Consider the following 1,062-nt stretch of genomic DNA (forward strand, 5'->3'; position numbering starts at 1 on the left):
GGGCCGGTTGCCGAAGACGAGGCACGGAGGGCGTGGGTCGGCTCACGGCGGCGGCAGAGGCAGCTCATCGCGGCCCGTTTCCACAGGTCGCCGCGGTCGGCTCGACCTCCCCCGAGCCGGAGCCGGAGCCGGACCCGGAGCCCGAGCCGGAGGCGGAGTCCGAGGGGGTCGTGTCGGCGGCGCCGGTGTCAGTGATCCCCGTGTCGGCGCCGGCGGTGTCGGTGTCGGCGGGGGTGGTCTGGGTGCCGCCGCTCCAGTCGGCGAGGACGCGGAGCTTGGCCCAGGGGATGTGGTCGAGGGCGACGAAGTCGCCGGAGAGCCCGGCCTGGGAGTAGGCGTTCGAGTCGGGGGCGTACTCGGCGATGAACGCCATGCGGGCGCCGCCGTTGTCCCCGACGTAGGCGCCGTAGGTCTGCAGGGCCTTCGCGATCGCTTTCTCGCCGCTGCTGATCCCGGGGATGGTGTCGACGTCGATGCTCGGGTCGAGCTGCACCCGGGCGCCCTCGGGGATCGGCGAGCCGACGCCGTCCATGTTCGAGCCGTCGGTCTTGGTGGCCGGGTAGCGGACCTCGCCGGGTTTGACCATGTTGGTGGAGAAGAACAGCGCGTGCGGGATCGTGCCTGCGGCGATCTCCGAGGCGCGCACGACAGCGGCGTAGCGGGCGATGCCCGCCCCGGTGGAGGAGCCGTTGTGTTCGCGACCGTCACCGTCGAGTGCGGTCGCCGCTCCCCAGTTCGCGGCCAGCCCCGTCCCGGCCTTCTTCGTCACCCACAGGTTGACGACGGTGTCGGTGGTCGGGTCGGCGATCGCGACGTGACCGTCGGAGCCGGGCGGGATCTTCAGGTTGGCCGGGACCGGCACCTTCAGCCCGGCCAGTGGGTTGCCGCCCCAGTTCTCCGACAGCGGCACCGTCGAGCGCGGGGTGGAGGCGCTGATCTGGTCGGGGTTGACCAGCGCGACACCGAACTCACCGGTGTTGAGGATGTGATCGCCCGAGGCCAGCCCGCCGGCCATCGCGGCGGACTGCGGATCCAGCCGGGCACCGGTGGGGATCGGGTTCC

General features: G+C 72.5%; 1 protein-coding gene. It reads right to left on the minus strand.

From position 1 onward, the window contains the following. Positions 1-64: 64 nt before the first annotated feature. On the minus strand, positions 65-1,062 hold a 998-nt coding region (locus tag TOK_RS27790; protein WP_253258683.1), incomplete at its 5' end, for a hypothetical protein.

The sequence above is a fragment of the Pseudonocardia sp. N23 genome (genome assembly GCF_002583555.1).
Lineage (GTDB): Bacteria > Actinomycetota > Actinomycetes > Mycobacteriales > Pseudonocardiaceae > Pseudonocardia.